Genomic DNA, 26,864 nt, shown 5'->3' with positions numbered 1-26,864 from the left:
CTGAATTTGCACCCTAACCGCTGATATTCAACTACGAAGCTTTATGATGCAAATGAAATTCCATTACAGATGATCTTATGTATACCCATCCGACCTAAAGATACAGGATTCGGTGGGAGTTCAATGAGTTTTAAACAAGGCCTTAATTACAAAGAAACTTTTGCTATTTATCTCTGTTAATTATTCTATAAATGGTTTAGGAAAGATGAAATAAGCGCAACTAACGGCCTCTCTCTTAAGAGTACATAAAAGCAGCGTTTTTAGCTATTAGACTTTTGCATTTTGCCTCTTAGAAGAGACCTCTTTGCATTGTTAAAAAAAGCGAAGCTATCAGACCGAATTAACGACCCATACTGACGGTGAATAGCAGCTTTGATTTTCATTTCAGCGCTGTAGGCTCACCTCGCTTATACGATGCATAAGCGAGGGTAGTTCAATGATGTTCATTTCATTAAACATCAACCCATCAGGCTGGTTCCTGCTCTTTAATGATATCGACAAAGAAAGATTTCAGCGCTTGTTTATTCTCATCATCTAGTGATTGTCCCTCTTTGTCAGAGACAAGGAATACATTATCAACCTGCTCTCCCACTGTGGTTATTTTTGCAGAGTGAATATTGAGTTCAAATAGCCTGAAGCCATTACAGAAATGGCTCATAAATTGTGGATTATCGAGCGCCGTAACACTAATTAGCGTTCTATCTTTTTTACGAGAATGTAAAAACTCAACTTTGGCTTCGCTGACAAATGAGCCTATATTACTGTTGAGGCGCTGCTTAGGCACCTTTCTATTTTCAAACAATACCTGTTTCAGCTTTTGCTTGATGCGGTCTCGTCGCCCAGCGGTTCTAATGGGGTGATCGTCATAATCCAGTATTTTTAAAGACTCCACCACGTAACCATCTTTAGTCTTGGAGATATTCGCCTGCTGAACGGAGATCTGTAGTGAAGCTAAGGTATTAAATAGCGTAACAAACAGACCCGGTTTGTCTTTCATATAGACGAATAGGTCGCTACTACCTTTAGTACTGCTTTCATCTAGTAGAATAAGTGCACGGTCAGCTGGATATTGCGTCATGGCCTTAGAGTAACGGGCTATATCACTCGGTTGAGCATTGCTAAAAAATGATAGCGGTAAGCGTTTCCACAAATGTTTTATGGCATCCGGTGCTGTACTCACCCCCATCAGCTCTAGCGCTTCATTTTTGTGCTCACGAACGATAGTTCGTTGCTCTAAAACGTTCTCTAAGCCATTACGCAACGCGTAACTAATCGATAAATAGAGATCTCGAAGTAAGGTTGCCTTCCAGTTAGTCCACAGATCATCATTTGTCGCCTTAATATCGGCAACAGTTAAACAATAGAGCGCATCGAGTCTGGCTTTAGTCCCTATCGCTTTAGCAAGGTTTTTGACTTCCGAAGGATCATAAATATCTAATCGCTGTGAGGACAGAGATAGCAATAGATGATTTTTAACTAACCAAGCCATCACCTTAGCTTGCGATGGTTTTAACTCATGAAACTTTGCAAATTGCAGCGCATCGACGGCCCCCAATTCACTGTGATCACCGCCGCGGCCCTTGCCTAAGTCATGAAATAGGGCTGCTAATAACAATACCTCTTTATTCTCTATCGCTTTGTAAACTGCACTAGGCTGTACAAGCGAAGGAACTTCAGTTTTATAGCTCAATGAATATAAATTCTTCAGTAACTTATGAGTATGTTCATCAACGGGGTAAACATGGTATAGGTCGAATTGCATCTGGCCGACAATTTCACGCCACTGGGGAAGATATGACGCTAAAATGCCATGTTTGTGCATTAACGATAGCGCGAGCCCCATGCCTTGAGGGTGACGAAATAGCGAGATAAACTCTTTACGACAGCTATCAAAATCTTGCAGATCACCCAATAATCGTCGTCTAACCTGCCGTATTAAACGAATGGTTTGCGGCGAAATACCATCAATATCGTTGGCGTTTTCTGCTATATGGATAAACAGCGCAATTAGCTGCTTACGATCAACAAAGACATCATCATGGCGCGCATTTATCTGTCGACCATTTATCTCAAAATGTTGATTAATCGCGGTGGACTTCTTGTCAGTTTGTACTAGTATTTCATCTTTAAAATACTGCAATAACATTTGATTGAGTTCACTGATCCGTCGCATCGCACGATATAACTGACGCATCATTTTTTCGATAGCAAGGTGACTGTTGTCGCCAAAGCCCATTAACCTAGCAACATCACTTTGCAAACCAATAAGTAATCGATTTTCAGAACGCTGCGCCGCTGCGTGCAGTGCCCAACGAGCACGCCAGATAAAATGTTGTGACTCTAATAATTCTGCATATTCATCGGCGGTAAAGAAGCCGAATCGCCTTAAGGCTGCCATATCCTCTGCAGCAAAATACTTACGAGTAACCCAGATCAAGGTCTGAATATCGCGCATGCCGCCGGGACTATTTTTTAAGTTTGGCTCTAGGCTAAAAGCGCTGCCCTGTGCCTTTTTGTGGCGTTCATCTTGCTCGCTGAACTTGGCTTTAAAAAATGCCTCACTGCTCCAAAGATCATCGCCATAGAGTCTCTCTAAGACTTGTTTTGCATGGGACTCTGGTCCGGTTAAATGGCGGATCTCAAAGAGGGAGGTGGCAATGGTAATATCTTCACACGCTTTATCAACTTCATTCAGCGCTAATACACTGTGGCCTAGCTCTAGACCGATATCCCATAGTTGGGTAAAAAACTGGCCTATTTGCGCCTCTTGATGAGGACTAAGCTCGTCAGCAAATAACACACAAATATCAATGTCAGAATGTAGATGTAGGGTTTGACGACCATAACCGCCGACAGCATTGAGAGATAAGTTTTCGGTGACGAGATCGGCGCATTGCCAGAGATGGAGAAGGAGGGCATCAAAAAAATCAGCGCGTAACTTTACAATCTCGTCGATGGCGACGTGGGTGAAGTTTTTATTAAAGTAGTTGTCAGCATCTTGAATTACCTTTTTATAATCAGTAATGCTCATTTTTGTATCGAATTGAGGTGATATATCAGAGTCTGACATGTTTCTCCTGTCGCTGTTTGCACTGAGTATAATTAAGATTTGTTATCTTTATTTATACTAACTATACCGCTATGCAATGGCCTTAAAATGAAGAAATAGGGTAGATGATCTAGCTATAAATTACAAATAGACAACATTTTAGTCATTAGTCCCCTTTCCACTCAGCAAGTGTAACCAGCGGAAATCCCCGGATAGAGATAAATGAGAATAGGCAACAATGAGTAGCGTTCTCAACGCTGCAGTTATTTCTGCTTATGGTGATAGTGATAGCTTTACCACGAGTAGATATTGAGGGGCACTGAATTTGATGAGTCCCCTATTAAGCTGTTAGCACTGCCCTAGGCACTGATATCTAAAAAAAGTTGGTCGGCGAGCTCTTGCAGCGTGTCGCCTTTGGGATGCGTGTGTGCAAAGGTTCTTAAACCGTATATTCCCATCACTAGAAAACGGGCCAAATGTTGGCTATCACGTTTACTGCTCAGCTCACCTTTCGTTTGCGCTAACGCCAAAACATCGGCGAGTCCCTGCTGCCAGTTTGCCAGATTCTCGGTAATTGTTTTTTGTACCTCTTCATCTTGCTGCGCCATCTCATTAAGCGCCTTGGTGAGCAAGCACGCTTTGGCCGCTTCGCAGCTAATGCACTCTTGAACAGTATTATCTAGGTAGGCTTTTAGTTCGACTAATACTGGTTTTTTTCCCGAAAAAAATCGCTGAAATTCTGCACTTCTATCGGTTTTATATTGCTCTAAAGCCGCTAACAATAAGCCACGTTTATTATCGAATGCACAGTAGATAGAGCCGGGGTGCAATCCTGTGGCTTTAGTAAGATCTTGCATACTCGTCTTGCCGTAGCCCTTGTCCATAAAAGCGGTCATGGCAGATCTTAGTACTTTTTCTCTATCAAATTCAGCATTACGCATGCGGGCTTGGGCTCCGAGCTTTTCATTTTGGGATTTTGGGGCGGCGATAAACTGATTGTACTTAATTTTGAATGTTTGTTCAAAATAATACTTGAATGATTATTCAAATAAGAATATCTTGAATGAACATTCAAGAAACGGAGATCGCTATGACTGATAACCTATTTCAAAATTTTGCCCTCAACGAAACTATCACCCTACAAAATCGCATTCTTATGGCACCGCTGACTCGTTGTATGGCAGATGGTGAATTAGTGCCGACTCAAGCCATGGCAGATTATTATGCACGCCGCGCAGAGGCAGGCCTTATTATCTCTGAAGCCGTGATTATCCGTGCCGATGGTCAAGGCTACCCCAACACGCCCGGTTTATTTACCCCAGCCCAAATAGATGGCTGGCGAGTAGTGACCGATGCTGTGCATCAAGGTGGCGGTAAAATATTTGCACAGTTGTGGCATACCGGTCGAGTAGCACACCCGCACTTCTATGAAAAGTCAGGTTCAACCCAGGTATTAGCCCCATCCGCGATTGGCGTGGAGGGGAGTGTTCCTAGAATGCGTGAATTGACCTATCAAGTCCCTAAAGCGGTTAGCCATGATGAGATCACGCAGCTAGTCGCTGATTATGCTCAGGCCGCAGCAAATGCGATTGATGCAGGCTTCGATGGCGTCGAGATCCACGGTGCCAATGGTTACCTTATCGATCAGTTCCTGCATCACGACAGTAATCGTCGCACTGACGAATATGGTCAAACCGTTGAAAATATGGCGCGCTTTCCTTTAGCTGTTGTTGATGCAATAAGTAACCGTATTGGTAATGACAGAACCGCACTGCGCGTTTCACCAGGTGCTTATTTCAATATGGCAGGTGACAAACGAGACCGCGCAGTATTTGACTACTTACTAGCTGAGCTTGAGTTGCGTAATTTAGCATTTTTGCACATAGGTATTTTTGATGATGCTATGGAGTTTGATTATCTAGACGGCAGCGCATCGAGTTACGTACGTAGCGTTTACAGTAAAACCCTAGTTGGTGTAGGCAGCTATAGCGCTGAAACAGGTAGCGCCGCTATCGCCGAAAATAAATTTGATCTACTCGCGATCGGCAGACCTTTTATCGCCAACCCTGATTATGTCACCCGAGTTAGAGAAGGGAGTGAGTTAGTGCCATATTCAGATGAGATGCTAACCAGCCTAGTCTAGCTATAAAGCGCTCTACTAAATCATCAACCCTGTGTCTTATCCTTGAATTAGGTATCGTTGAGGCAGAAGAGGTTAACCCTAAGGTTAACCTCTTTTTTTTACCTCAAAAAACACTAGGCTAATAACCTAAATTTAGGCTGCTTTACTTGCGATCGGCGATAGCTTTTGCCATGGCGGCATCTGCAACCTCTTCCAGCTTGAGCAAGCAAATCTCCTTATGGGATTCACAGATAAACCACGGCTCCCGCGAATCGGGTTCCAACATAATACCGCTCTTAATCAAGTTATGGGCAAACTCGGTATATAAGTCGCTGTCTGTTTTCTTCCAGTCACGATAGTTATGTGGCACTTCGCTGCCAAAGTGAATGCCAAACATCGCATCAGGGCCGGCAAACTTATGCTCGATACCGTGTTTGCTAAATACCCGTGACAACACCTGTTGAATATCGGCACCGGCTTTATTGATGCTGTCATACGCATCGGTTTCGTTCAAAATTGTTAACGTTGCTTTAGCGGCGCTGAGTGCAATCATATTAGCGGTATACGTACCACCGTGAGTGACACCATTTTTACCAAAACTGATCACGTCCATCACGTCCTTCCGACCACCAAAAGCCGCGACAGGATAACCATTGCCCATCGCTTTAGCATAAGTCGTTAGATCAGCATGAATACCGTAGAGCTCTTGTGCACCACCTTTAGCGACACGGAAACCTGTTTTAACTTCATCCATAATCAACAAGGTGCCACTAGCATCACAAACATCACGCAATTTCTGCATGTATTCTTGGCTTGATGCAATACTGCCGCAGTTGCCTAAAATCGGTTCAATCACAATAGCTGCGATATCATCGCCAACACGCGCAAAGACTTCATCGATAGCAGCAAAATCATTAAGTGGCACGGTTTCCAAATGCTCGCGACTTGCTTCAGGAATACCACCGCCAAAAGAGGCAATCTTCGGTGCTTCCTCAGTGGTGTTGTCCCAGTTATCGACATCTGACTTCCACATCATTTCGTCGTAAAGGCCATGGAAACCACCTTCAACCACTACGATTTTATCACGCCCAGTAAACCCACGGGCGGTACGTACTGCGCCAATTACCGCTTCTGTACCTGAGTTAGCAAAGCGCATTTTCTCAATATTGGGGCACATCTGCTTGATCAACTCGATCACTTGGGAATCAAGGTCAGTTGAAAAGCCAGAAATAGTGCCACGTTCAGTGATTGCTGCCACGACTGCTTGATCTACTCTGCTATCGCGATAGCCTAAGATGATAGGCCCATAGGCAAGACGGAAGTCGATAAACAGCTGGTCGTCGGCATCGGTAATGGTGCAACCCTGGCTGCTTTTAACAAATACGGTATTTTCTTCACCCCAATAACGGTAGCTATCAGCTACACCTAAAGGCATGTTGTTATGGGCTTGTTTTAGCAGCGCATTGGTAGCGGGTTTATTGGCATTGCTCATCTTTACAGTCTTCATCATAAAATATCTGGCACGTATGATACAGGGTGAAATAAGCATTGACTACATTAGTACCACCACCTAAAGCTGAGTAATCGAGATTCTACTCGCTATTACCGATGCTCTATTCGTGCAAGAGGCTCTAATTCGTCCTCTTTACACCACCAACTACACAAGTGTATACTCAACCTACTCCCCCAAATACATAAGAAAATGAATTCAAAATGAAAAGTTTAGTATTAGTAAGCCTTGTTGCGTTATCAATAAGCGGTTGTGCTGTTAAAACCCCACCCGTTGCCATGCAAGCATCTGGCGGCAGTAAGGCTGATGGAACCGTAAAAATGATGCATGAATACAGCCCAATGTGGGGCGCGGTTGCAAATATAGATAAGCCAGCCACAAAGGCTGCTGCTCTTAAGCGTTGTGAGCGTTGGGGCTATAAGGACGTAGAAGCTTTCGCCAGCTTTGAGAATTGCATCGCCCGCGGTGATTACGGCTGTACTAACTCTCGAATCACCGCTGAATTTCAGTGCATTGATTAATTGACCTAGCCAACCCCTATGGCCAAGGATGGCGACCTAATTGACCCAGTAGAGCTAATCGTTTTATTCGATCCCAGCTTCTCGACCGCGCTCAGCTTTAATGATCAGAGCCGTACTCCAGTTTAAATCGATAAGTCCATACTTACATACCGCTGCTTAAGCTGATGCGTTAGTATCAAAACGCTGAAAAGCATATTCGCTTTCATACTAACCCATGCGCTTGCTTTCAATATTAGTTTTTTGGATTATAGGCTGTTAGGCATTCAACAATCAGATCAACAAAGCCATCTCTATCAATGTCACAAAGCACCTGAGTATTATGTGGACGTTGGGTGAGCTGGTATCGATCTACCACCGTCATGCCTTGAGTGTATTCGCCCTTAGTTTCAACCCCTACCCAGCAATCATAAGCGCTAAATAACTCAGGCTTGAGTAACCAGGCTATGGTGCATGGATCATGTAGTGGTGCGCCTTCAAAGCCCCATTTAGGGTCTCTATGATAGATCATGAAGAAATCTAGCAGCTCAGCCACACACTTGGCGACATGGTTTGGAATTTTCCTAATACGCTCAATATCTTCATCCATTATTTGCGCTTGATGAGTCACGTCCAGCCCGCACATGGTGATGGGAACGCCCGCTTTAAACACCATATCGGCAGCTTCTGGGTCGACAAAGATATTAAACTCAGCCGCGGGAGTCCAGTTACCCGCGCCAGCAGCCCCCCCCATCAATACAATGCGCTCAATCTTGCAATGCAGCTCAGGGTAAGTAGACAGGAACAGGGCAATATTGGTCAATGGACCCGATGGCACCAAGGTGACAGGTTCACTACTGGCACGCACTTTTTCCGCTATCAACTCTATTGCTGACTTATTTAATGGCATAAAGCTCGGGTCGGGCAGCTCGGGGCCATCAAGACCGCTCTCACCATGGACATTATCGGCAATGATAAGGTCACGGGCTAATGGCTTAATCGCGCCACCAGCAACTGGAATATCGCTGCGCCCGAGCAGTGTCAGCACCCGCAATGCATTGTTTAAGGTTTTATCTGGAGTTTGATTGCCAGCACTTGTGGTCACTGCCAAAGGCTGCAATTGACTACTGCTCAATGCAAGAATCAGTGAGATGGCATCATCATGACCTGGATCGCAATCGAGGATAATCGGCTTTGGGGAATGGGCTATATTGGACATGCTTAGACTCCGCTAATCGGCAGTGAGATAATAGATAATTAACATCCTAGTCAGTTGTAATAGATAAAACTGTGATGAGTTATCGGATTTTATGCAGCTAATGACCAATCATGTTCGTTTTAAATCATCTATTTATCAAGTTTATAAGCCTGCCAATGGCAAGGAAAGAAGCAGTAAATGCAAGCGCTCAACCTCGTTCGTGCGCACGATTCCCCTCATGCCAACCATGGGGATAGTTGCACGGGCGTAGCTTTTTCGGGCACATAGACTAAATAGCTATCTTGAGGACTAATAAAAGCTAAATTGCTACCTGAAAGTTCATCCATAAATAGCGAACCCATTGGCTCGCTATTTTAATTAACAATCTTGAGTCGACTCACCGTGACGAAGTTGATTAGCTGATGAGCTGTTCCGGCATTTGATAGCTGATATGTTGGTGGAATCGTACAATGAGATCTTGTCGCGATCTGTCAAACGCTAGTTCAGATGTAAAGCTCTTTAATGCCTCTTCAACTCGATTCAAGTAACGGCCAAGCCCACCATCTTTGCTATCTTGTACGCCCGCAGCAATCGTAAAGCTCACCATTTCAACTAGATCGTTACCGTTCCAGTGGCGAATGAATTGTTGATCCTCAATATTGGGATCAAACCCAAGCATTTGTACTTCGTCGGTACCATCGACTTGGTCATATTTACTGTTGCGTACCAATGGCGTTAGTCCATTGGCAACCATAGCAACCCGGTTGAGATTCTTAGCCGATGTCGTCTGGATAAAAGCATCTTCAAGCTTCTGATACAGTGGGGTAAAGTCATTGGCACCTTCAGGTAATAAAGCCTGCTTAAGCGTACGACTTAACGGTAGTTTTACTGTGACATAGCATAATGAACCATGCCCTTCAGGAAGCGGACAGCTTCTCGCTTTATATCTGTCGCTGATTGAACGTAGCTTATATCCATAGCTCTCTTTGTTGCCTTTAGCTTTGGCGAATAGATCGTAAGAGAGATGCTGATGGTCGCGGATTTTAATGCTGAGATCTTTCTCTGGCAACTGCGGCATCAGTTTCGTCAGAAAAGACTGCACTTTCAGATGAAAATCAGCCGAGTTGCTGCGAATGTCTTCACCGGTCGCTAAGAATACGATCCTTATTTTACGTGCTCGGTAACCATCTTGGCTATGGAGGCTTTGGGCTTCATGGTATTTGGGATTATAGAAAAATACGATCTGCTCGGCAGTTGGAAAGCAATACGTTTCACTGTGAAAACGCACCACGGGTAACTTATCATTAGTGATCACATGCACATTATATAACTCATCTTGCTCTGCAAGCTTGAAAATAGTGCGGCTGAGCGTCTGATAACACGCTTTGTAATCTAGATAATGGGCCAACAAAGCATCTGTTACTTTTATTTCTGCTGTGATGTATTGATTGTTTCGAACGTCCTTGGGTATGTACACTTTTTGCTGATGGCTAAGGGACATAAATACTCCTTGTGATAAGTTAACCGTTGCATAGTCTGCTGCCGATAATAGCGATAAACGGTTACGGAAATACGGCGGTAGAACACGCTTCTATATACTGGCAACATCATACCTCCCGAATATGATTTATTTATTAAAATCCATCGCCAACTGCAAACTCATTACTCGCTTAATTTCTATTAAGAAGCCGTTGTTATCGACAAGCACTCCAAAGGTTAGAGAAAGAGAGTCTGTAGCTTAAGGTTGGAGGTTGGAGGTTGGAAGTTGGCAAGCTTTGGCCATCCAATCATGGCTGATATTATTCAGTAGTTCCCATAAAAGTGAGTCTATCTAGGTTTTCTTCTTAAGGAGATGTCGCCGCTAACAACATTGGCCTCCTCTCCCGTAAGGTTGACCAGTTTAGCCTCGATATGCATCGACATAGGGAACTGGCTATCGGGTTGCTTGATGATCACTTCTGCATATGTGGGAGAGCGATTAGAAAGAAAATAATAGTTATTATTCCATTGGCAATCAAAGTAGAAGTTAGACTCGCTAAGGTTGATGTTTTCGAGCCTATTTTTTGAGTGCCTAAGATAGTTATCTGTGGTGATAATACTGCAAGAATTACCATCCGTGCCATCACCAAACTTGAAGATAAGTGCTGACTTATTATTAAGCCTGCCTTGAGTACCGCCGAGGTATTTATTGAGATCAATATTGATGATGGCTACAGCTTGTTGCACTGGTGTTTTTTGAGCTGGCATTTTTAGTTTGGACTGCTTCAGCGACTCTGATGGAGTCGCTAATGTACTTATCGATAAACACAACAAACTGACAGCGGTGAACATAGTGCTAACCCACAAATGAGTATGCATAGTGCTTTCCTTGCGATCTGTTCTATTAATTTTACCTAGCTCGCGACCATTCGTTGCGATCAATGCTAGCACCTAGGATGCTGTGAATGTCAGTTAAGCAGTAATAACTAACCTCAAACAGCCCATAAACTCCCACTAAAATCCGTCTCTTCAGACTGAGCGGATAAACGCTATTGCCGTGCCTAAGTAAATGATGCGCTTGAAGAGTGATTAATTCAAGCTTGAAAATCAACCAAGGCATTAATACTTAAGGATATTATTTATTAGCCAAATAGTATCTAGACTGATAATTACAACTCATTTTCAGGATGTTGCCTTCACAAGTAGCAAGCAAATTTCGCTCCTAAACATATCAGCTATGCCGCTCAGCAATAATGCTGATGGGATTATACTTAACCATATTATTATCCCGCTCTATTTTATATCACGGCAAAATCAAATATTTGTTCAACAACAAAACCCTGGCTAAAATAGAGAAAAAGCCCATAACATCACAATTAAATTAAATGTAACTAGAGCAGAACACCATCTAGATTACTAACTACAAGTAACCAGCGCCAATTCATAATAAATGAGACTAAGTGTCCTATGCAGCCAGACAATATAGTCCTACTTTCAGTTTAAGTTAATTATCGCGAATGCTATTATCACCGCAAATAATTAGTAACAACAAACAAGCCTAATTAATACCATTGAATTAGATAAAACTTCGTGTGACTTTTAATAACTATCGTTTAAATATTACTTATTCGCGCTAGTTAACTAACAATATGTATACAAGCCGTACATACAAAATAAAGTAAATGCAGCATTGAAGTTATGCCGCGTTGCATTAAGTTAATACCATTTGGAGCACCACTTTGAAACTAAATAAACTAAACGCAGCATTAGTAACAGCATCGGTTTTACTATCTGCTAACGCAGTCGCCAATGATGAGCAGTCAGCTGAATATCATGATGCCGATCCACGCAATAGCAGCAAGAGAATCGGTGTATTTGCAGATCAAGACGGTGAGCTAAAATTGCTAGCGGGCGGCGGTGCAGCGGGCTTAACAAGTGATATTTCACAAACTATAGGTTTTGCGGAGTATTACACTCAATCAAATAATGCTCGCTTACGGGCAGCACACTTTGACAGTTTCGGTGGTGTTTATGTTGATATTTATCATTTAGATGAGTCTGCGGGTATGTTCACAGCGGGTTACATGTTGCCACTATCAAGTGATAATGGCACGCAGTTTTTTCCATCATTAAATTATACCTACCTTGATTTCAAAACTGATGATATCGCAGATATGGCATCCGGCATACCGGGCTCTCCACTACCTCCAATTACTTCAAAAGAGGTCGCTGAGGCATTAGGCGGCGAAGAAGCGCACCTAGGTTCAATAAACCTTTATGCACTACATGCTTGGAACGAAACACACTTCTCTGTATTTAACGTTAACCTTGGCTCTTCATATGGCGGTGTTGATATGAATGTTGCTAACTTAATGTGGCTACAAGGAATAAAGACTCAAGTTGGAGAGCAGGTTGTTAATGTTATTTTTGAGTTGAAATATGATTATGTTGAAATACAGAACACCGCAAAAGGAGATATTAATTCAGATGGCTTCACCGCATCTATCGGTGTAGACTTCCGTTTTTAATCAAACTTGTTAAATTTAAACGAGTAATGTTATCTTGCGAGAATGACCATTTATTCTCGCTAGATTTTATTTGTTCCCATTTTAATTTAACAGAAGATTATATGGTCTATGCTCCGGACGAATTACACTATCACAGAACAAGTAATAAACACTAGAATAGTAAAAGTTAAACATATCAATAAATAGAGCGTCTATCTGGATTTTTCAGCAATAATTTCACTTGGCTGTTTTCTCAAAACAAGATAAGCCAACGCACCGCTGTACATGTCAATAACTGCGTGTAATACAATGGGAACGATAATTGAATCTGTCGCCAGATAAATCAACGCCATCACCCCCCCTATCAGCGCAGTCCTAAGAATATGAATTGGTCCTTGGTAAAGATGAGGTAACCCAAAGGCAAGACTCGATATTATGACGACGCCGTAAGTGGGCATATAGTCGGCTAGCATGTGCATTAGATACCCTCTGAACAATAACTCTTCACAGACAGCAGCAGTGATCGAAACACCCAAGATAAAGTAACGGGACTCTTTGACTGATGTTGGCATTAACCACTGAATATAAGCTAACTGTTTTCGTATCGCTTGATGATTTTCAGTGCTTTCACTAAGCCTTTTAAGTGACATTAAAAAATATCCACCAATCAACACTAGCGCCGCGACACCGATTTGATTAGCCAGCCCGAACTGCCATTGTAATCCGATATCACTCATCGAAATATGGCTCTGGGAGACCAGTATCATCAAGATCATCACGGGCAGCCATAACTGCAGCATAGTAATACGATAAACAGCAATTCGTTGTTCCGGGTTTGCTATGACACTTTGCTTTTCTTTTTCATGGGTGAGATAGATGTATATGGGCCAAATGACTAAATAACCTAATAATAAATATTCCAGGTATTGCATAGTTCCTCTCCGTTGCTTTTTTAAACGAATGAAGCACACTGTATAAGGAATAAAACTACATAAAAATAGTTTATCAGTATAAGCTGGCTAAACTAAAAGTTTACTGTCAGGCCATTATGTTCAAAACGGAAACCCTAATTGCCTTTATTCTTGTGGCCAAGCACCGCAGCTTTACCCTAGCAGCGAATGCCCAAAGACAAACTCCAATGGCGATGAGCAAGCAGGTTTCACAACTCGAAAAACGCTTGGGAGCACCACTGTTTGAGCGTAGCACTCGAAAAATCAGATTGACCCAGTTTGGTGGCGAGTTTTTGCTCCGCGCACAGAAAATAATTGAACAGCATGATTCACTGTCGCACTGGCTTGAGACTCGACAGGATAAATTTACTGGGATCCTCAAATTAATGTCTCAAGATGTGCAAACTTATGATGAAACCATTTTCCCCTGGTTAGCCGAGTTTCACCGTCTTTACCCTGATATTGAACTCATTTTTGATGTGAAGGAAAACATTATTGATGTAGACGAAGACCTCCATGATATCTATTGGGGGGTATCTGATTACTTAGGAATAAAACACCCGAATCTAAAACGGAGGTCATTATGGCAGGCAAAACTGGGAGTTTTTGCCTCGCCAGACTACCTGGTCAGATTCGGTACCCCAGATACCCCAGATGAACTAAAAAAACACCAGATGATTAGTCATCCGCACCAACAACCGAGTAATGCGCTAGTGGTTAACAAATCCGCCAATAGTGTACAAACTGAGATGGAATACGTGTTACTGGACGCGCCGATTAAAACCGTTAGCGGACATTCAAAACTGGCAGTGCAAGGGATAGGGTTAATCAATGCCTTAGTTGATAATCACGACATTAAAACCTATGTGGCCAATCAAGAGTTAGTGCCAGTTTTGCAGGAATACTGGTATTCATCCGTAGAACTTTATCTCTATTATCATCAGGTTAAGCTTGAGCAGCCTAAAGTCCGTGCTTTTATTGATTTTTTTCTTTCAAAAAGAAAATATTGGTGAGACTCAAACGGTGTAGTAGCGCTATGAAAAGGGCGTATCTTCAACAGGTTTAACAATGACTGGCATCAATAAACCTGTTGATCAGTTAAGGCTATTTATTTATAAAATGCTTCAACTGTACCTTTTGCTGTCACCATAAGTGGTTGACCACGACGGTCCAGTGCTTTGTGTGTCGGGACTTTAACCCAACCTTCACTGATGCAATACTCTTCGACATCAAAACGCTCTTTGCCGTTTAGCATAATACCAATATCGTGATCGAAAATTGCTGCCACATGATGTGGGCTACGTGGGTTAACCGAAAGGCGATCAGGTAAAGCTGGTTTTGCTGTAGTGTCAGTCATGGTCGGGCCTGTAGTGAAAAGTTGTAGTTAATAAAGCGTGCGCTATTGTAGGCAATACAAGCCTTATGCTCAAGAGCGGCAATCATAAATGTTATGTACCGCTATACCTTCGCTAAATTTATTATTGATTACAGTGTTAAAAATAAACCATAAAATTAATCACCATAGCGTTAACGATGTCGATGAAGAAACCACATACCAATGGCACCACAATAAAGGCCTGACGTGCAGCGCCATATTGCTGTGTAACCGCCTGCATATTCACAATCGCAGTCGCTGTTGAACCGAGCGTGACACCACCAAAGCCTGCGCAGATAACAGCGGCGCCATAATCTTTGCCCATCACGCGGAACACCACAAAAGTCGTAAATAGTGCAGACATCAAGATCTGTAGTCCTACAATAGTACAAATGTAAACAAAGCTGCCTTCCAGTTTCCAGATCTGCAGACTCATTAGTGCCATGGTCAAGAACATCCCCAAACAGAGATCCGAAATAAGCGTTAAACCTCGCTCAGCTTCTTCTGCATAGTTATGTAATCTAGGTCTATTTAAGCGGCCCAATGCCCAACGACCAAAGTTTCCGACTAAAATACCCGCCAGCAAACAGGCCACAAACAACGGTAATTTTACCCCTGCCGCTTGCAAGGTTTCATTAATACTATAGCCAAGCATCATAGAGACGTTTAACCACAACCACGCACGTAACACACCAAAGTATGTCACACTAATTCCAGCCGTTTCAGCAGTATGTGTTGTCCCTATGGTGAGATCATCACTGGCACTGACTTCAAGTTTGTGACGCTTAATCAAGTAGGCGGCTATCGGGCCACCTATACAGCAAGCGCCAATAAGTCCTAAGGTATTTGACGCTACGCCTAGCTCTGTCGCATTTGCAATACCAAGCTCGCTCACAAAGGTCGGTGCCCACGCCATAGTAGTACCTACACCTCCCGTTAACGCAACCGAACCAGACATCAAGCCAGCTTTAGGATCGAGTCCAAATAAGCTGGCGACACTCACCCCTAAAATATTCTGCATAACAATATAGCTCGAAGCTAAGAGGAGTAAAAACAACAAAGGCTTACCGCCCTTTAATAGGGTTTTAATATCAGCCCGTAAACCGATCCCAGTAAAGAAATAGACCAGCAACCATTCCATGACATCCAATTCAAAATTCAGTTGATAGCCAAAAAAGTAATACAGTACGCCGACTAAGACAGCACAAGCAAAACCGCCCACGACGGGCTCTGGAATACTGTATTTACGCAATAGTTCATATTTAGTCGTTAGATATTTTCCATAAAACAGCACCATAATCGCTAACGTAAAAGCGACAAACGGTGATACATCGACGATTTCAAGCTGCATTTATATTTCCTTGCTACTCTGCGTTTTTTTACTTATATGTCGTTTGAGGGTAATCATAGATTTGACGACACTTTATCTATGGGTGTTAGTAACGCCATTTAAGATCTATTCGTTCTGAGGGACCTATACGGGGAAGTGTAAATGTTTAATCAGTGGAGATAATCAGTCAAAACCACACAACATTGTCATGCATTTCGTTACAAGCATGGTTGATACTGCCTTGAGAGCATTAGAGGGGCGACCTAACTAAGTCATATGTGTCTCGATTGCGATGCAGAAGTTGCCCACGGATGGTGCTATTTGTACTTCTAAATTTCCTAACCTACACTCAATGTCATCAATTTTGCATGTTTTCCACCTTAAAAAAACAGCTTTATATGGCACTGTTAGCTCTTCATTATTCATGGCCGTTATAGATAAAGCGGGCTTAAAAAAGGGGGAAAACACGGGAGTAAATTTAGATATGAAACGCTGGATATCAATCATAGTGCTGCTTGCTTGCTCTTTTTCGATAGCCCATTTTGCAGCTGACAGTTCAGCATTAGCAACTCCGAATGTTATTTCAATTTTACCTCCTCTTATCGCCATTGCAGCAGCATTTATTCTGCGGCAAGTTATTATTGCTCTGTTTTTAGGAATTTGGTTTGGCGCGTGGGCAATAGCAGGCCAAGACTTTACAGCGCTCTTTAAAGGTCTGCTTGATGTACCACAAAAGTATGTAATAAATGTGATGAATGATACTGACCATACTTCAATTATTCTCATTACTTTATTTATCAGTGGTATGGTCGGAGTCATTTCTAGCAATGGTGGTTTAATTGGCTTAATTGAGCAGATTAAGCGTTGGGCAAACAGTCGAAAAAGCGTACAGCTGAGTACTGTCTTTATGGGCTTTGTTATCTTCTTTGATGACTATGCCAATACATTAATTGTCGGCAATACCATGCGGTCTCTAACCGATAAAGTAAAAATATCACGGGAGAAGTTGGCTTATTTGGTCGATGCTACCGCAGCACCTCTGGCGTCTATAGCGTTGATTTCGATTTGGATTGGATATGAGGTGGGATTGATTGGCGTGGCAATCGAGAGTATTGATGGTTTAAACGAACCCTATGCTATCTTTCTAAACTCCCTTGCCTATAGCTTTTATCCTATATTGACACTTATATTTGTTATTTTCATCGCGTACACAGGTAAAGATTTTGGTCCGATGCTAACAGCTGAAAGAGGAGCGTTCTCAGCTGAACCTTCAGTACATGTGCCAGAGTTAAACGAAGTAAAATCAGCACCTCAACGCTCTAGTTGTTTAAATGCATTACTGCCGATCCTTACCTTAATTATCACGGTTATCTTGGGTATTATAGTCACAGGTCAAGGCGCTACGATTACAGATATACTGGCCAGTGCCAATTCACTTGTTGCATTATTGTTTGGTGGCTTTCTAGGATCTATTGTCGCAATTATGATGACAGTTTTTCAAAAAATCATGTCTTTAGAAGAGACTATCGACTCTTGGACAAATGGATTAAGCCGCGTTACAACAGCACTTGTGATACTTGTTTTAAGCTGGGCACTCGCTGAAATCACCCGAGAGTTAAACACTGCAAACTATCTTGCAACTATCATAGCTGATGGCATTTATCCGGCGTTATTTCCAGCGGTAGTTTTTTTATTGGCTGGGGTTATTTCACTGGGAACGGGGACGAGTTGGGGCACCATGGGGATATTAATGCCGCTGGTTGTTCCAGTAAGTTGGAGCTTAGTTTCAGGCAACAATGGCGCTGTTAACCCTGCGGACATGCACATTATATACTCTTCAATTTCCTGTGTACTAGCGGGCTCAGTTTGGGGGGATCATTGCTCGCCAATATCTGATACTACGATTCTCTCCTCTATGGCTTCTCAGTGTAATCATATAGAGCATGTTAGAACCCAAATGCCATACGCGCTCGTTGTTGGAGCCACCGCATTCTTAAGCACTGTGGCGACAGGCTTTGGACTTTCATGGTGGAGCGTACTCCTCACTGCAACGCTATTGTTGTGGTTTGGTTTGAATCGCTTTGGCCAGTCTTGCCAAATCCCTGCTTATTCTACAACCCAGACATCCTCGCTCGATATCATTTAGCCCTATTCCGCCTATTTACTCATTCAGCTAGCTATAGGTTGATTTATCATTGTTCTCCATAGAGAATAGCGTGAAGTTTGAGTAGTTTATTCAGTCGTATAGATTTAGGAGTGCTTGTTAGATGATGACCAAATGGGCGACACGATTTTTACAGATGGCCGAGCTTGTTGCATCTTGGAGCAAAGATCCCTCTACACAAGTAGGCGCGGTGATCACCGAAAATAACCGCATTGTCTCTTTAGGTTTCAATGGCTACCCTCATGGGGTTTCTGATAGTGCTGAAACCGACAACCGTGAGATGAAGTTACTTAAAACCCTCCATGCCGAAGAGAATGCTATCCTCTATGCCAAGCGAGATCTCAGTGGCTGCGAAATTTGGGTAACCCATTTTCCCTGCCCTAACTGCGCGGCAAAGATAATTCAAACAGGCTTAAGCACAGTACACAGCCCACAACCAAGTCCAGACTTTCTATCACGTTGGGGCGAAAAGATTAAGATAAGCCAAGACATGTTCGACCAAGCCGGCGTCGAAGTTGATTGGATGCAGGTAGAAGCAGCTGAAGCTGAGTAGTTATTAAATTTAGAGACAATAAAAGGCCAAAATTATGGCCTTTTATTGCTGTATTAATGGCTAAAACTTGTAAGCCACGCTGACTCTAACATCTCGGCCTGCCGCTGGAACTCCGTCTCCCATATAGGGCTTATAGTATTGATTGGTTATATTTTTTACCGTTAAATAACCTTCCCAATTATCTAGAACGCCCGATTCACCTGTATAAGCAACATAGAAGTCCTGAACAAAGTAAGCATCTGTTGCTTGATCCGTTCTAAAGCTACTTTTGTTTGGCATCTCATCTTCAGACTTACTGTCATACCACTTACCACGCCATGCGAACATTAAGTCATGAGTAAGGTAGTAACCCAGCTTCAAACCGATATTCGTCGGTGCTAAGTCGGCTAGGTATTCATCCTCTCCGCTCGAGTCTTTTAAACTACCATTGTGTTTACCAGTAATATAAGACGCATCTAAATCGGCAAACAGATCTTGGTATCGGTAATTAACAACTAAATCAGCCCCCTGATTATAATAGCCCTCAAGGTTAGTATTATAACCTTGTGCTTGTTCTACCGAATTTACACCTGAGCGCTTAGCGACATCATTCTCACCTTTGTGGTAATAGAGGGTAAGCTGGGTAGACAAGGTATCGTCATCGGCCAATAAGCCACTATTTAACTGCGTAAGCCCCAATTTATAAGCATGTAAGCGTTCAGCCTCAAGATCACGGCTTGAGGTGATTGCCTTACTCGCTCTAGCGTATTGTACAGTGTAGATATCGTCGATAACCGGAGCTTGTAACGTATAGGCGTAGTCAAAGTAAAACTGCGTCTGTTGGCTCAACTCATAGTGGATCCCTAAACGAGGTGAAACGCCAGAGTGTGACACTGCGCTATAATCATGGCCCGCTGAGAGATCGTTATAATCAGGGGCCAAGTTGCCCTTACCTTCACTGCGGATATAGTCATATCTAACCGAAGGTTTCACTGAAAGCTGATCATTAATCCGGTAATTAAACTCAGCATAAGCGCTGGATGTTTGCTGCTTGCCACTTGGTTGGTAATAAGGCGTATATAAACCAAAATTCTTTGCTTCTTTCTTAGCGTAAGTTTTGTTATACACCAATGAGTCACGATCTGAGCTCAAATACTGCAATCCAATCAATAGACTATTATCGCCAAACCAACTGGTGTTATTGATATCCACAAATGAGCGTTTGTAATCAAGCCATGACTCATGACCAAAATTACCAACGGACACATACATTTTCTCCCATGCAATATCGGGACGTATCCAATGCCGCTGATTATTGCTAGTTGAGACAACAAGTTGAGTGTCAATCCAATCGTTATTTGGCGTATAACGATAGTTTAATGAGTAATTAGTATCTTTGTAGTTATTGTCTGCCGTCGTTGCATACAAGGCTGTTTCGTAATCGCCATACTTCTTTATGTTGTAGTCACTAATCGTGGGCATTTGGCCACGGCGGTTTGCCCAAGGCTTTTGTCCTTCATCTTGGTAATCTGTCATCGACAGTGACATCAAATGGTCGCCATAGTCGAAGTCAATTTTTGCTAATAAGCTATTTTGACGGTAGCCAGAGTAGCGCAGTTTAGCTTCATCACCAGTATCACGTTCAGGAGGCTCCCCCTCTTCAGCGATATTGTCGCCCCAAATACCATTTCCTAGAGTGGTGTCGTTGGCATCTCGATAGGTGTAATTCACAATGGCAGATAGGTGACGATTAAATTGCCCATATACACTGACTAAGCTGCGCTTTTCGTCATTATTGTCGCTGTAACCTGCTTTGACTCGGGCGCCGAAATGTTCTCCAGCCTTTAAAAAGTCCTCTGCACTTTTGCTGGTGACATACATGGAACCACCAAAACCACCATTACCAGAGCGAACATCATGCGCCCCCTTAATCACCTGCACCTGCTTAATTAAATCAGGGTCAACGAAAAAAGAGCCATAACGATACTGCTCAAAACCTAAAGGGGCATTGTCTAAATACATATTAAGGTCTTCTTCATCACCAAAACCCCACACATTAATGCGCTCCCCCCCGACTCGCGTACCGCCATCAATGTTAACACCAGGGAGTTGATCAACCAGCTCTGCAAACTGTGTTGATTGCTGCTCCTCGACCTCTTTCATGGTCATAACCGCTGTGCCCGGAGGCGCCAATTTTAACCCTCGTCGATAAGCTCTTCCTGTTACTTCAATGACCTCCATCGCTGCGACTTTAGGTGCGCCTAGCACCCTGTTTGTCGCATCAATTTTGGCCGCTTGTGTGTTAGAGGTAGAGTCCATTGCCGAGACTTCGGTTTGCGCATAGACATGTGACTGAATCGATAGAGCAAGAAAAGATAATGAAAACAGTTTAATAGAACGTGACAACACCAGAGTATTCTCATAGATAAGAAAAGATGGCGGCGAGTATAAAGAAAAAACAACCAAATAATAATGATTATCACTTACAATTTACATATGAAGATCTAATGTTATAACCACATCAGGGTAACGCCCTAAATCTCACATAAAACATACAAAGTTAAAGTATGCAAAGCGCCTATAGTGGCCGACGCCATTGCTGTTCAATCGGCATAAAATAGTATTGATACCAAAACCTGAAGACAGAGTTACCTGTTCCGAAATAACAAACAACCCAGCCTCTACTTACTCTCTCTTTTTTAAATTGCGCTTACCAAGGTAATACTTGACCGTTTGAGTGCCTAAACACCCCAGACTGACTCATATCAAGTTGCTCAATTAAGTCAACGATGCGGCCTGCAGACTCAGTAGCTGAGATATCGCCGCCATGGTTAACCATATCGGTTTGCACATATCCAGGATGATAGATACCAACCGCCACCTCTTTAGGAGCCAAGTCATGGCTTAACGACATTGATGCTGCATTTAACGCCGCTTTTGACATACGGTAACCGTAACGACCACCGGAAGTATTATCTTCAATTGAGCCCATTCTAGAGGTGATCATCGCCACTTTAGCGCCGCGAGTTAAGCGATTTTGTAGCGATTCAACCACGCGAAGTGGTGCCAACGCATTCACTTCAAACTGGGCGCGAATAGTATCAAGATTCAGGTTAGCCAAGTTCTCATCCCGTAATATACCAGCGTTACACACCAGCACATCGATGTTGATAGTCGCTAATGCCTGTTTCATGTTGGCGATGCCAGCATCCGTTGCCACGTCAATATCAGTCACCACGTTTACCTTTAACGCTGATAACGCGGCAGACGGTGTTCGGCATAGAGCATAAACAGTTTTACCTTCTGCGGCATAAAGGGCTGTTAGCGCTAACCCTATACCGCGATTAGCTCCAGTAATCACTACAGTTTGAGACATGTTTGTTCCTATAAGCTAAATTGATGAACGAAATACCTGATTATAGCTTTACATACACAAGCAGCCTTAGCAATTGCTCACACTTTGTCAGCGTTTAACCCATACCATAATGAGGAACTGCCATCATTGCTGGTCACGGTATTAGACTCGTTCTCACGCCACTAATTGCATACAATCTGCACACCTGTTAGGTTAAGTTATTAACTTACACATGGATGTTTATAGAATGAATAATAAAATAGCTATTGGCGCTACAATCTTGGCGCTTGCGGGTTTGTTCGTCGTCAACCTAGAACAAACCAAACCAGCGAGTGAGTCGCTTCCTCTGGCCAATGACACTCAGGCCAGCATTGCTCAACTTCCCGTAGAGAGATCTAGTGTGGATGAGCGGGTGAACGAACCTCAACAGTACCCGCTAAGCCAAAGTAAAATGTCCGAGAATGAGACTGAGATATTTGCGGCTGACGACAAACCATTGCCCCCACCTCCGCCAGTAGGTATTCCACCGATGGCACCACCAGCAAATGGCCAAGGAGTCGTCTCACATCCCAACCATCAGGCTCCCGTCCAAGCTCCAATTAGTCGAACGAGCCCAAGCAAAGAGTAGGTCATACTGCTGCTCCTTTCTTGGAGCAGCTCAAACTATAAGCTCACACAAGAATACTCTATGCCCGCAAGCTCTGTTCAAAACAGAGCAACTATTGGCTAACGTTATGAGTTGGTTTTGATGGCGGTGCTATAGGACGACTTTTGGGGGAGATGTGGACCGCTGAACCGTGACTCGGCACTGGTTGCTGAGTCAGACCAGCCTGAAGAACAAACTCTTCAATCAAATTCGCAAACTGGCCATTAACCATCTGCAACTGCTGATTAACTAATTGGTCGACGCTCGCGGCAAGTTGCGGTTGCGTCTTTAAAAACTTCTGCCCGGTATCCGACGCAAAGAAAGCTGTTAAGCTTGCTAGCTCCTCTTCACTGTATTGCTGGCTGTATGCCTCAACAATTGGCGGCTCAAGCTGTTCCCAGCTCATGGTTTGGCGAGCGAAATCGAAAGCTCGTTTACGAAACTGCTCCTCCAGCGGTCGCTTAGCGATTGGAATTCGGTAATCCTTCAATAGATGGCTATATTGCCCCTGCAACTTAAACTGTGCCTGTAAAAGCATTCTTTCGGCATCAATGGCGTTTAGCAATGCGCTCGCTTGACGCCGTTTACTGTCTTCATCTGCTGCCAAACCAACATTAGCAACCAACAGCAACAGAAATATCCATAACCTGAGCATAGAAGTTCCTCTATATATTATCGAAAAAAGGGCTCCCTAAGGAGCCCTCAATAAAGGTCTTTATTTAACATCTACCTGAACGCTAGCACCACTCGCACTAGGCTCGCTTTGCACAGTAATGTAATACCAACCCTCAGGTGGATTAGCAACGCTAATCGATTCTTGGTTAGTATCCGCATTGGTCGAAGCATAATCGTAGCTGGTCGCATTCGACCAGCTGGTACCAGCATAGAGACTGAGGTTACCTGTGCCGTGATCGCTGCGAATGCTCAAGCTTTGTGTGCCTTGATCGATGTAGATATAGTATTCGTTACGACCGTCTGTCGCACAAAGTGGTATACCATCGGCTATCTTAGAATACGACACAGCGCCAGTGCTTGCACACTGATTGGCGATTTGTCCCACTGGATCAACTGGCTCCACCGGCGTTGTAGAGGCATCATTAACCACTGTCAATGTTACGCCACTGAATTCACTACCGCTGTCCACTGTAAAGTAACGCCAGCCTCGATGAGCAACAACGGTGATCGACTCACTGTTATCCGCCGAAACCGAAGCAAGCTCGGCACTGTCTACACCTGCCCACGTACTTGAGTTGTAGTAAAGGTCTGCATTGCCGTCTCCACCAGCAAGAGATATGGTCAAGCTGGTGTTATCCTCTTCGACATAAACATAGAAGCTATTACGACCACCACTGATACATTCACTCTGGCCATAGTCGACCTGACCATAGTTTGTCGTTGCAGCACCGCAATGAGGCACTACTGGATCTACCGGATCAATCGGAGGGTCAATTGGATCGACAGGATCAACTGGGTCAACTGGGTCCGGTGTTCCAGGATCGGTTTCAACAGTAATCTCAGTGGTACTGGCAATAAAGTCTACCCCACCAAAATCACCAGAGAGTGTAATATAGTGCCAATACTCATCTGGATTAAGCTGCACTTCAATCACTTCATAGTTGCCGTTGCCGATGGCAAAACCTTCGTTCTCCTCACCGCTAGCCCACCCGCCTGAATTGTAGTAGATGTCAGCATCTCCCCAACCGCCGCGCGTACGGATCCATAGAGAACCACTGCCATTATCAGGATTTGCGAAAGCGAAGCTAGCACGTCCCTGTTTAGAGTCGACACACTCTATAGGCGTATCCAAAGTCAGAGACGAGCTATTTGAATCATGACGATTAGCTTCGTCAGTCGGCACACATACCGAGAAATCGGTACTAATAGTCGATGGAGTACCAGCCCAATTACCCGCGGTACCGCTGGCAAGAGCATCTACATCAGCAGGCCCTTTATCGACAATGCCGTCATTATCAATACTGAGACCACTGGTTAACCAACCACGCCACTCGTTGTCATAACGAGTACCAATGCTATCCATCAAGACTTGGTATTCTTCGTACTTATTATCTCGTAATAAGGTTAAGATTTGGCTTACGTCATCATGATGTTTTTCGAACATAAAGCGCACTGCAAGGTAGCCCCAGCGGTAGATTCTATCCTGACCTGAATCATAGTTATTCTTCAATATCGTTGATAAGGCAAACTCCTGAGTTTCACCCATCTCGATAGCATTGCTATTGGCATCACGATAGGAGATGTACTCCGCCAAGCCCTCAATCCACCAAATAGTATTAGCGGAGATACTACGGCCAAAATCACCATAGAGATTAAAGCGACCGTCGAGGTAGTGCACGTACTCATGTTGTAGGTTCCAGATATGGAAATCTGGCTGACGCCACTCGGCCTCATAGGCAATAAATCGCGCTTGATTCTTCTGTCCTGCTGGTGAGCCTTCCAGATACATACCACCATTGTTGGTAGCGATACCGAAGAACGTACCCGCGTATGATTGGTAATCGTTAGAACTGTCAAAAATCACCAATTCAAGATCACTGTTGTTATCATTCGCTACGGGCTGATTACCGGTCTGTAGCTTGCCATGGAAGTAATCTTCCTGCCCACCTAACACGTCGCAAGCCCAAGCAGCTTGATCGTTATACATCGACTGAGCTCTAAGCTTCAGACTAGCGGAGCATTTATAGTTAAAAGGTAACGTGTCTTGCTCAAGTGCATACTTAAAGCCGCAGATATCGTAAGCATTACAGTTAGCTCTATCGTAATAGTCAGCCATTTCAGCCGCCGCTAACCACAGCACATCTGTAGAATCGTCCTTAGAAGTACTTGTTAATACTGATTTTACTACCGAAGTTGTCTTAGAAAATAGCGCATCAATGTAGTAGAAACGAGACATCTCACGTACCGCGTTCACCAACACATATTGGGCGTCAGTACCTAACAGGTGACGATTGCGGGACTGGAAGTTGTTCAGATCATCCATGATCGACGGATCACTTGCAAAAAGTGCCTGAAGATCATCATCCCATTGGCCTCGAAACAGAGTCGTAAAAATCGCATTGGCCGCCGCATTCATGCCCCAAGAAGCTTGCCAACTGCTGTCGTATTCCGCCAGCACCTTTTTGGTCGTCCAGTTAAAATAGGCACCTAAGCCCGAGGAATCAACCAGGATCAACGCTTCTTTTAGTACACCCGCATTCTCATCACTAGCGGTCCAGGCCGCACTGTTATTGAATAGATTATTCAGTGCAACCTTGGTGTCAGACTCCACGCCGCTCGAATATGTTGGAACGTCGTCAGGACTGTAAAACTGCACATAACGCGCTGCACGAATATAGTAAATCAGCGATTCAATACCGTCAGTATCAACACCTGTATAACGTAACGCACGATCTCTAACGCCAGCTAACGCCGTGCGTATATTACTTTCACTGAACAACGCCGTAGCATCGCTACCACGCAAATTATATAGCGGACTGACACATTGAGGATCAGAAGTGACAAGCTTATCGACAAGCCCCCAACCACTTAGACCAATAAAGGACTCACAGCCTTCGGTACCCGCTGGGCCAACAACGCCCATGGCGCCCATCGGTTGCTTCGATACAGCTTGTGCAGAGATCATGCTAATGGGAGAGGCTATCTCCGAGTCCATGGATATCACAGGCTGAGCCAGCGATGATGCACTAAATAACCCTAGCGCCACCATGAGGTGATTTGGTTTCATTGTTAATTCCTTTTAAATGGATTATTTCAGACGTAATCCATACTCCAACAACTGAGCTCGCCTGTTATTTATGAGCCAACTTCCTTAATGAACTCATTGCGCATACAATATACCAAATAGCAACAAAGCGGTAGCATCTTAGCTGCTTTTTCATACAGCAACAGTGTACAGAACAACCAAGAAAGCGGTAACGCATTGATTTTACTTAACAATAAAACCAACCGAGATGTAAATAAAATGTTACCAACACATAAGCAAGACCTTATATTCAACAGAGAGATTGCATAGCAAAGTGACTATTGCGCAGCGCTGTAACGCGTTAAAAGTATGTGGCGTTTAACATGCTAAAAGCACTCTGCTCGAAGAACATTCAGCGACATTTTGAGCCCTAGGACGCTCTGAATTAAA

The 26,864-nt window shown here is 43.6% G+C and carries 20 protein-coding genes; 7 read left to right on the top strand and 13 right to left on the bottom strand.

All coding sequences use genetic code 11. The annotated features are described in order from the left end of the window. Positions 1-466: 466 nt before the first annotated feature. Complete coding sequence (gene glnD / locus JK628_RS05420; protein ID WP_202288314.1) at positions 467-3,070, bottom strand: [protein-PII] uridylyltransferase; 2,604 nt, start codon at positions 3,068-3,070, stop codon at positions 467-469. Between the two features lie 338 nt (positions 3,071-3,408). After that, entirely contained in the window at positions 3,409-3,990 is a 582-nt protein-coding gene (locus tag JK628_RS05415; protein WP_202288312.1) for a TetR/AcrR family transcriptional regulator, read from the bottom strand. Between the two features lie 149 nt (positions 3,991-4,139). On the opposite strand from JK628_RS05415, the gene JK628_RS05410 reads away from it, so the two are divergent. Further along, the gene (locus JK628_RS05410) at positions 4,140-5,192 is read left to right on the top strand and encodes an alkene reductase (protein WP_202288311.1); all 1,053 of its coding nucleotides are present in this window, start codon (positions 4,140-4,142) and stop codon (positions 5,190-5,192) included. A 142-nt stretch (positions 5,193-5,334) separates the two neighbouring features. On the opposite strand, the gene JK628_RS05405 is transcribed toward JK628_RS05410, so the two are convergent. Further along, on the bottom strand, positions 5,335-6,681 hold the full coding sequence (locus tag JK628_RS05405; protein ID WP_237524152.1) for an aspartate aminotransferase family protein: 1,347 nt from the start codon (positions 6,679-6,681) through the stop codon (positions 5,335-5,337). Positions 6,682-6,884: 203 nt separating this feature from the next. On the opposite strand from JK628_RS05405, the gene yecR reads away from it, so the two are divergent. Next, on the top strand, positions 6,885-7,202 hold the full coding sequence (gene yecR / locus JK628_RS05400; protein WP_202288310.1) for a YecR family lipoprotein: 318 nt from the start codon (positions 6,885-6,887) through the stop codon (positions 7,200-7,202). Between the two features lie 232 nt (positions 7,203-7,434). On the opposite strand, the gene rihA is transcribed toward yecR, so the two are convergent. The 3 genes from rihA to JK628_RS05385 all read right to left on the bottom strand — a co-directional run bounded on the left by rihA (position 7,435) and on the right by JK628_RS05385 (position 10,734). Continuing rightward, positions 7,435-8,397, bottom strand: coding sequence for a pyrimidine-specific ribonucleoside hydrolase RihA (gene rihA, locus JK628_RS05395; RefSeq protein ID WP_202288309.1), 963 nt, complete (start codon positions 8,395-8,397; stop codon positions 7,435-7,437). 394 nt (positions 8,398-8,791) lie between these two features. Beyond that, positions 8,792-9,877 carry a DUF3083 family protein gene (locus JK628_RS05390; protein ID WP_202288308.1) on the bottom strand — a complete coding sequence of 362 codons (1,086 nt, stop codon included), beginning with the start codon at positions 9,875-9,877 and terminating at the stop codon, positions 8,792-8,794. A gap of 326 nt (positions 9,878-10,203) precedes the next feature. Continuing rightward, positions 10,204-10,734 (bottom strand): hypothetical protein, encoded by a 531-nt coding sequence (locus JK628_RS05385; RefSeq protein WP_237524151.1) that lies wholly within the window; start codon positions 10,732-10,734, stop codon positions 10,204-10,206. 860 nt (positions 10,735-11,594) lie between these two features. Here JK628_RS05385 and JK628_RS05380 point away from each other — a divergent pair. Beyond that, a complete protein-coding gene (locus JK628_RS05380; protein ID WP_202288307.1) occupies positions 11,595-12,383 on the top strand; it encodes a hypothetical protein in 789 nt (262 codons plus the stop codon). A gap of 191 nt (positions 12,384-12,574) precedes the next feature. On the opposite strand, the gene JK628_RS05375 is transcribed toward JK628_RS05380, so the two are convergent. Next, positions 12,575-13,294 (bottom strand): CPBP family intramembrane glutamic endopeptidase, encoded by a 720-nt coding sequence (locus JK628_RS05375; protein WP_202288306.1) that lies wholly within the window; start codon positions 13,292-13,294, stop codon positions 12,575-12,577. A 116-nt stretch (positions 13,295-13,410) separates the two neighbouring features. On the opposite strand from JK628_RS05375, the gene JK628_RS05370 reads away from it, so the two are divergent. Further along, positions 13,411-14,325: a LysR family transcriptional regulator gene (locus JK628_RS05370; protein WP_202288305.1), complete on the top strand. Its 915-nt coding sequence runs from the start codon at positions 13,411-13,413 to the stop codon at positions 14,323-14,325. A 95-nt stretch (positions 14,326-14,420) separates the two neighbouring features. Here JK628_RS05370 and JK628_RS05365 read toward each other — a convergent pair whose 3' ends face one another. Both JK628_RS05365 and gltS read right to left on the bottom strand, forming a co-directional pair. Continuing rightward, positions 14,421-14,669 carry a DUF3297 family protein gene (locus tag JK628_RS05365; RefSeq protein ID WP_202288304.1) on the bottom strand — a complete coding sequence of 83 codons (249 nt, stop codon included), beginning with the start codon at positions 14,667-14,669 and terminating at the stop codon, positions 14,421-14,423. 136 nt (positions 14,670-14,805) lie between these two features. Then, positions 14,806-16,038, bottom strand: a complete 1,233-nt coding sequence (gene gltS, locus JK628_RS05360) for a sodium/glutamate symporter (protein ID WP_202288302.1) — start codon at positions 16,036-16,038, stop codon at positions 14,806-14,808. A gap of 463 nt (positions 16,039-16,501) precedes the next feature. On the opposite strand from gltS, the gene JK628_RS05355 reads away from it, so the two are divergent. Next, positions 16,502-18,163, top strand: a complete 1,662-nt coding sequence (locus JK628_RS05355) for a Na+/H+ antiporter NhaC family protein (protein ID WP_202288301.1) — start codon at positions 16,502-16,504, stop codon at positions 18,161-18,163. A 121-nt stretch (positions 18,164-18,284) separates the two neighbouring features. Then, the gene (locus JK628_RS05350) at positions 18,285-18,734 is read left to right on the top strand and encodes a dCMP deaminase family protein (RefSeq protein WP_202288300.1); all 450 of its coding nucleotides are present in this window, start codon (positions 18,285-18,287) and stop codon (positions 18,732-18,734) included. 60 nt (positions 18,735-18,794) lie between these two features. Here the strand turns inward: JK628_RS05350 and JK628_RS05345 are convergent, their stop codons facing one another. Next, positions 18,795-21,122 carry a TonB-dependent receptor domain-containing protein gene (locus tag JK628_RS05345; protein WP_202288299.1) on the bottom strand — a complete coding sequence of 776 codons (2,328 nt, stop codon included), beginning with the start codon at positions 21,120-21,122 and terminating at the stop codon, positions 18,795-18,797. 301 nt (positions 21,123-21,423) lie between these two features. Next, positions 21,424-22,089 (bottom strand): SDR family oxidoreductase, encoded by a 666-nt coding sequence (locus JK628_RS05340; protein ID WP_202288298.1) that lies wholly within the window; start codon positions 22,087-22,089, stop codon positions 21,424-21,426. Between the two features lie 226 nt (positions 22,090-22,315). Here JK628_RS05340 and JK628_RS05335 point away from each other — a divergent pair, with 226 nt between their 5' ends. After that, positions 22,316-22,696 carry a hypothetical protein gene (locus JK628_RS05335; RefSeq protein WP_202288297.1) on the top strand — a complete coding sequence of 127 codons (381 nt, stop codon included), beginning with the start codon at positions 22,316-22,318 and terminating at the stop codon, positions 22,694-22,696. 91 nt (positions 22,697-22,787) lie between these two features. Here JK628_RS05335 and JK628_RS05330 read toward each other — a convergent pair whose 3' ends face one another. Both JK628_RS05330 and JK628_RS05325 read right to left on the bottom strand, forming a co-directional pair. After that, positions 22,788-23,369: a DUF2059 domain-containing protein gene (locus JK628_RS05330; protein ID WP_202288296.1), complete on the bottom strand. Its 582-nt coding sequence runs from the start codon at positions 23,367-23,369 to the stop codon at positions 22,788-22,790. A gap of 60 nt (positions 23,370-23,429) precedes the next feature. After that, complete coding sequence (locus tag JK628_RS05325) at positions 23,430-26,456, bottom strand: M9 family metallopeptidase (RefSeq protein WP_202288295.1); 3,027 nt, start codon at positions 26,454-26,456, stop codon at positions 23,430-23,432. Positions 26,457-26,864 lie beyond the last annotated feature (408 nt).

The sequence above is a fragment of the Shewanella sp. KX20019 genome, from assembly GCF_016757755.1.
Classification (GTDB): domain Bacteria; phylum Pseudomonadota; class Gammaproteobacteria; order Enterobacterales; family Shewanellaceae; genus Shewanella.
This window is presented reverse-complemented; position numbering and strand designations above follow the sequence as displayed.